The organism is Mycolicibacterium hodleri (assembly GCF_025822245.1).
GTDB classification, from domain to species: Bacteria; Actinomycetota; Actinomycetes; order Mycobacteriales; family Mycobacteriaceae; genus Mycobacterium; species Mycobacterium hodleri.
Map to the genome: position 1 here is coordinate 21,478 of NZ_JACKTL010000012.1, position 6,319 is coordinate 27,796.

The window sequence follows — 6,319 nt, forward strand, 5'->3', positions numbered from 1 at the left end:
ACCACCGACAAGGCCCCGGACACGCGAATGACATGGATGTGAGCAGATGTCGGTCGGGCGGCCTACCGTCCCCTGCCATGGGCCAGCTGAGCTTCGGCGACGTCGACGCGGCGTTCGGCGATGACGCGGCCGCCCTGGCGGACCTGTTCCTGCGCGACACCACGTTCGTCATCGTCGACCTCGAGACCACCGGCGGCCGGGCGAAGGGCGACGAGAACGGCCAGGGGTACGACGCCATCACCGAGATCGGCGCGGTGAAGGTGCGCGGGGGCGAGGTGCTCGGCGAGCTGGCCACCCTGGTGGACCCCGGCCGCTCGATCCCGCCCAAGATCGTCGCCCTCACCGGAATCACCACGGCCATGGTGTGCGACGCCCCGCGGATCGACTCGGTGCTGCCCGCCTTCCTGGAGTTCTCCAGGGGCGCGGTCCTCGTCGCCCACAACGCGGGGTTCGACGTCGGATTCCTGCGCGCCGCCGCGGAGCGCCTTCAGCTGCCCTGGAAGCGTCCCCCCGTGCTGTGCACCGTGAAGCTGGCCCGCCGCGTGCTGACCCGTGACGAGGCCCCCAGCGTGCGGCTCTCGGCCCTGGCCCAGCTGTTCGGGGCCAGCACGAGGCCGACGCACCGCGCCCTGGACGACGCGCGCGCCACGGTCGACGTGCTGCACGCACTCATCGAACGCGTCGGCAACCAGGGCATCCACACCTTCGGCGAGCTGCGCTCGTACCTGCCCGACGTGACGCCCGCCCAGCGCCGCAACCGGCACCTGGCCACCGCACTCCCGCGCCGCCCCGGGGTGTACCTCTTCCGCGGTCCGTCCGACGAAGTGCTCTACGTCGGCACGGCGGTCGACCTGAGGCGTCGCGTCGGGCAGTACTTCAACGGCAGCGACCCTCGCACCCGGATGAAGGAGATGGCGTCGTTGACCACGCGGGTCGACCACGTCGAGTGCGCGCACGAGCTGGAGGCCGGCGTGCGAGAGCTGAGGTTGCTCGCCGCCCACTCCCCGCCGTACAACCGTCGCTCCAAGTTCCCGCACCGGTGGTGGTGGGTGGTGCTGACCGACGAGGCCTTTCCCCGGTTCTCGGTCGTCCGGGCACCCAAGCACGACCGGGCGATCGGCCCGTTCCGCGTGCGGGCCGACGCCGTCGAGACCGCCGCGCTGCTCGCCCGCTTCACCGGCGTGCGCACCTGCACCACCCGGCTGTCCCGTTCGGCGCTGCACGGGCCGTCCTGCCCCGAACTCGAGCTGTCGCCGTGTCCGGCCGACCGTGACGTCGGCGCCGACGCGTACGCCGCGGGTCCCACCATGGCCGCCGGCCTCATCGCGGGCGCGGACGATTCGGCGCTGCGTGGGGCGCTGGCCCACATCCAGGCGCTGGCCGAGCGCGGCAAGTACGAGACCGCGGCCCGCATGCGTGACCACGCGGCCACCACCATCGACACCGTCTGGCGTGGTCAACGCCTGCAGGCCCTCGTCGCAGTCGACGAACTGGTCGCCGCCAGCCCCGACGGCGCCGGCGGCTGGCACCTCGCGATCGTCAGGAACGGTCAGCTCGCCGCGGCCGGCACCGCGCGGCGCGGAGTGCCCCCGATGCCGGTCGTCGACGCCCTCGCCGCGGCGGCACAGTCGATCCTGCGAGAGGCGGCTCCGCTGGGCGGCGCACTGGTCGAGGAGGTGGGGCTCGTCGCGCGATGGCTCACCCAGCCGGGGGTCCGCATCGTCCGCACCGACACCGCCGACGGCGTCGGCTACGCCACCCCGGTGAACGCGGCGGGCCGGCACGTGGCGTGGGCCGCGGCGGCCCGCTCCGCACGGCTGGCCGCCGCCCAGAGTGAGGGGTCAGAGGTCCTGGGTGAACCGCGCCCAACGCGCGAGCAGCTTTTCGGCCGCCCCGGAGTCGATCGCCTCGGCGGCCCGCGCCAAGCCGATCTCCCACGCCGGCACCCATTTGGCGTCGCTGGATAGCCCCGCATGGGCCACCATGGCGCCCGCGGCGTTCAGGATCACCGCGTCGCGCACGGCACCCTTGGCGCCGCCGAACACCTCGCGCACCGAGGCGGCGTTGGTCTCGGCGTCGCCACCGGTCAGCTCGCTCAGCTCGGCGCGCTCGAAGCCGAAGGCCCCAGGATCGAACGTCAGCCGCTCGACGGTGCCGGCCTGCACGCGCCAAATGGTGCTCGTGGTCGTGGTGGTCAGCTCGTCCAGACCGTCGTCGCCGTGCACCACCAGCACGCTCGAGCCGCGCGTCGCGAACACGCCCGCCATGACCTCGGCGAGATCACCCCAGGCGCACCCGATGAGACCCGCCCGCGGACCGGCCGGATTGGTCAGCGGTCCCAGCAGATTGAAGACGGTGGGGACGCCGATCTCGCGGCGCACCGCCGAGGCGTGGCGGTAGGACGGGTGAAACTGCGGGGCGAAGGCGAAGCCGATGCCCACCTCGGCGACGCAGCGAGCCACGTCCTCCGGGCTCAGGTCGAGGCGGACGCCGAGGGCTTCGAGGGTGTCTGCGCCCCCCGACAGCGACGACGCCGCCCGGTTGCCGTGCTTGACGACGGGCACCCCGCTTGCGGCCACCACGACCGACGCCATCGTGGACAGGTTGACGGTGTTGGCGCCGTCACCGCCGGTGCCCACCACGTCCACCGCGGCGGTGCCGATGACGTCGGTCGGCACCCGATGGGAATGCCGCAGCATGGTGTCGGCGAGTTCCTTCACCTCTGCCGACGTCGGCCCCTTCATCTTCATCGAGATCGCGAACCCGGCGATCTGAGCCGGCGTCGCCACGCCGGTCATGATTTGGTCCATCGCCCACCCGGCCTGCCCAACCATCAGTGCGCGTCGGGTGGTCAGGCGGCCGAGAACCTGCGGCCAGGTATTGGAATCCTCAGATGTCACGAAGTGATTATTACGAATGTCATGCCCCGGGTGGAGTTCGACAACTACAAAGCGTCATACTTCTTGACGTGACGAGTGCTGTAGGGACCTCGGGAACCGCGATCACTGCTCGCGTGCATTCGCTGAACCGTCCCAACATGGTAAGTGTTGGCACCATCGTGTGGCTTTCCAGCGAATTGATGTTCTTTGCTGGGCTGTTCGCGATGTACTTCACCGCGCGGGCGCAGGCTGGCGGTGACTGGCCGCCGGCCCCCACGGAGCTGAACTTGGTTCAGGCGGTCCCCGTGACGCTGGTGCTGATCGCATCGTCGTTCACGTGCCAGATGGGCGTCTTCGCCGCCGAACGTGGTGACGTGTTCGGCCTGCGACGGTGGTACCTGTTGACCTTCGGGATGGGCCTGTTCTTCGTCCTCGGCCAGGGGTATGAGTACTACCACCTGGTCACCCACGGCACGACCATTCCGGGCAGCGCCTACGGGTCGGTGTTCTACCTCGCCACCGGCTTCCACGGTCTGCACGTGATCGGTGGTCTGATCGCCTTCCTGTTCCTGCTGGCGCGCACGCGCATGAGCAAGTTCACGCCGGCCCAGGCCACTGCCGCGATCGTGGTGTCGTACTACTGGCACTTCGTCGACATCGTCTGGATTGCACTGTTCGCCGTCATCTACTTTGTGCGATAAGGGCGGACGATGAGCGTTGCGGACGACCAGTCTTCACAACGGCCGATGAGAAGGGGATCGATGACCAACAAGTCTCGCCGTCGGTTACGCCGACGCGTGTCAGGAGCGCTGCTGCTTCTGACCGGACTTCTCGTCGCGGGTGGCATTGCCGCCACCCTGACGCCCAAGCCGCAGGTTGCGGTCGCCGACGAGTCGAGCCTCGCGCTTCTGCGCACGGGCAAGCAGCTCTTCGAGACCTCCTGCGTGACGTGCCACGGCGCGAACCTGCAGGGCGTTCCCGACCGCGGACCGAGCCTCATCGGCGTTGGCGACGCGTCGGTGTACTTCCAGGTCGGCACCGGCCGCATGCCGGCGATGCGCGGTGAGGCTCAGGCCCCCCGCAAGGCCCCGATCTTCGACCAGCACCAAATCGACGCCCTCGGCGCCTACGTGCAGGCCAACGGTGGCGGACCCGTCACCCCCCGCGACGCCAACGGCGCCGTGGCCGACGCCGACCTGATCGGCAACGACGTCGCCCGCGGCGGCGACCTGTTCCGGCTCAACTGCGCCTCCTGCCACAACTTCACCGGCAAGGGCGGCGCCTTGTCGTCGGGCAAGTACGCACCGCCGCTCGACGAGGCCACCCCCGCGCAGATCTACACCGCCATGCTGACCGGCCCGCAGAACATGCCCAAGTTCTCCGATCGCCAGCTCAGCCCGGAGGAGAAGCACGACATCGTCGCGTACGTTCGCCAGGCCACCGAGACGCCCGATCCGGGCGGCTACGGCCTCGGCGGCTTCGGCCCCGCGCCAGAAGGCATGGCGGCCTGGATCATCGGGATGGTCGCCGTCATCGGCGCCGCAATGTGGGTGGGATCGCGCGCATGACCGACAACGTGAACGACGGCCACAACACCGACGCCGACGGCACCGAGGTGAAGGGCACCGACACCTCCGAGCGGGCCGCCGTCGTCAACCAGCCCACCGAGGCCGAACTGGCCGCGATGAGCCGCGAGGAGCTCGTCACGCTCGGCGGCCGGATGGACGGTGTCGAGACCGTCTTCAAGGAGACCCGCTGGCCCATCGAGGGCACCAAGGCCGAGAAGCGCGCCGAGCGCACGGTGGCCTACTGGCTGCTGTTCGGCGGCGTGCTGGGCCTCGCCCTGCTCTTGGTGTTCTTGTTCTGGCCGTGGGAGTACCAGCCCTACGGTTCGGCCGGCGAACTCGTCTACAGCCTCGCCACTCCGCTCTACGGCCTGACGTTCGGTCTCTCGATCCTTGCGATCGGGATCGGCGCGGTGCTGTTCCAGAAGAAGTTCATCCCCGAGGAGATCTCGATCCAGGACCGGCACGACGGCCGCTCCCCCGAGATCGAGCGCCGGGCCACGGCAGCCAACCTGACCGACGCCTTGGAGGGCTCGACCCTCAAGCGCCGCAAGCTGATTGGCTTGTCGCTCGGCATCGGGCTCGGCGCCTTCGGGCTCGGTACCGCGGTGGCCTTCATCGGCGGCATCATCAAGAACCCGTGGAAGCCGGTCGTCCCGACGGCCGAGGGCAAGAAGGCCGTCCTGTGGACGTCCGGCTGGAGCCCCCGATTCAAGGGCGAGACGATCTACCTGGCGCGGGCCACCGGTCAGCCCGGTAGCTCGCCGTTCGTCAAGATGCGCCCGGAGGACATCGACGCCGGCGGCATGGAGACGGTGTTCCCGTGGCGGGAATCCGACGGCGACGGCTCCACCTTCGAGTCGCACGAACTGCTCAACGAGATCGCGATGGGCGTGCGCAACCCGGTCATGCTGATCCGCATCCGGCCCGAGGACATCTCGCGGGTGGTCAAGCGGCAGGGCCAGGAGAGCTTCAACTTCGGCGACCTGTTCGCCTTCACCAAGGTCTGCTCGCACCTCGGGTGCCCCTCGTCGCTCTACGAGCAGCAGACCTATCGCATCCTTTGCCCGTGCCACCAGTCGCAGTTCGACGCGTTGCACTTCGCGCGGCCCATCTTCGGCCCCGCCGCGCGGGCATTGGCACAGCTTCCGGTGACCATCGACAAGGATGGCTACCTGGTGGCAAACGGTGACTTCATCGAACCCGTCGGACCGGCATTCTGGGAGCGGACGTCATGAGCCCAAAGTTGGCAGAACTCGCGGCCCATCAAGGTGACGCGATTGATTCGCGGTATCACCCGTCGGCGGCGGTGCGCCGTCAGCTCAACAAGGTGTTCCCCACGCACTGGTCGTTCCTGCTCGGTGAGATCGCGCTGTACAGCTTCATCGTGCTGCTGCTCACCGGTGTCTACCTGACGCTGTTCTTCGACCCGTCGATGGCCGAGGTCACCTACCACGGGGTGTACCAGCCGCTCAACGGCATTCAGATGTCCCGGGCCTACGAGACCGCCCTCGACATCTCCTTCGAAGTGCGCGGCGGACTGTTCGTCCGCCAGGTCCACCACTGGGCCGCACTGCTGTTCGCCGCGTCGATCATGGTCCACCTCGCCCGGGTGTTCTTCACCGGCGCGTTCCGCCGCCCCCGCGAAGCCAACTGGGTGATCGGGTCGCTGCTGCTGATCCTGGCCATGTTCGAGGGCTACTTCGGCTACTCCCTGCCCGACGACCTGCTCTCCGGGACCGGGCTGCGGGCGGCGTTCTCCTCCATCACCCTGGGCATGCCGCTGATCGGGACCTGGTTGCACTGGGCGCTGTTCGGTGGCGACTTCCCCGGCAGCATCATCATTCCCCGGCTGTACGCCCTGCACATCCTGCT

The 6,319-nt window shown here is 69.2% G+C and carries 5 protein-coding genes and 1 pseudogene; 5 read left to right on the plus strand and 1 reads right to left on the minus strand.

Going from position 1 to position 6,319, the window contains the following annotated elements; translation table 11 throughout:
* Window positions 1-77: 77 nt before the first annotated feature.
* Window positions 78-1,904, plus strand: a pseudogene (locus tag H7J06_RS03025) (DEDD exonuclease domain-containing protein); the annotation flags it as partial.
* Here the strand turns inward: H7J06_RS03025 and trpD are convergent.
* Window positions 1,842-2,900, minus strand: a complete 1,059-nt coding sequence (gene trpD / locus H7J06_RS03030) for an anthranilate phosphoribosyltransferase (protein WP_264036872.1) — start codon at window positions 2,898-2,900, stop codon at window positions 1,842-1,844. The pseudogene H7J06_RS03025 and the gene trpD sit on opposite strands and share 63 nt — an antisense overlap.
* 68 nt (window positions 2,901-2,968) lie before the next feature.
* Between trpD and ctaE the strand changes: the two genes are divergently transcribed.
* From ctaE to H7J06_RS03050, 4 genes are all read left to right on the plus strand, one after another.
* On the plus strand, window positions 2,969-3,580 hold the full coding sequence (ctaE, locus tag H7J06_RS03035; RefSeq protein WP_263998649.1) for an aa3-type cytochrome oxidase subunit III: 612 nt from the start codon (window positions 2,969-2,971) through the stop codon (window positions 3,578-3,580).
* Between the two features lie 60 nt (window positions 3,581-3,640).
* Entirely contained in the window at window positions 3,641-4,447 is an 807-nt protein-coding gene (gene qcrC, locus H7J06_RS03040) for a cytochrome bc1 complex diheme cytochrome c subunit (protein WP_275078913.1), read from the plus strand.
* A complete protein-coding gene (gene qcrA, locus H7J06_RS03045) occupies window positions 4,444-5,682 on the plus strand; it encodes a cytochrome bc1 complex Rieske iron-sulfur subunit (RefSeq protein WP_264036876.1) in 1,239 nt (412 codons plus the stop codon). The genes qcrC and qcrA overlap by 4 nt, the downstream gene beginning before the upstream one ends.
* A partial coding sequence (locus H7J06_RS03050) for a cytochrome b (protein ID WP_264036878.1) occupies window positions 5,679-6,319 on the plus strand: 641 nt, incomplete at its 3' end. The genes qcrA and H7J06_RS03050, both read left to right, overlap by 4 nt.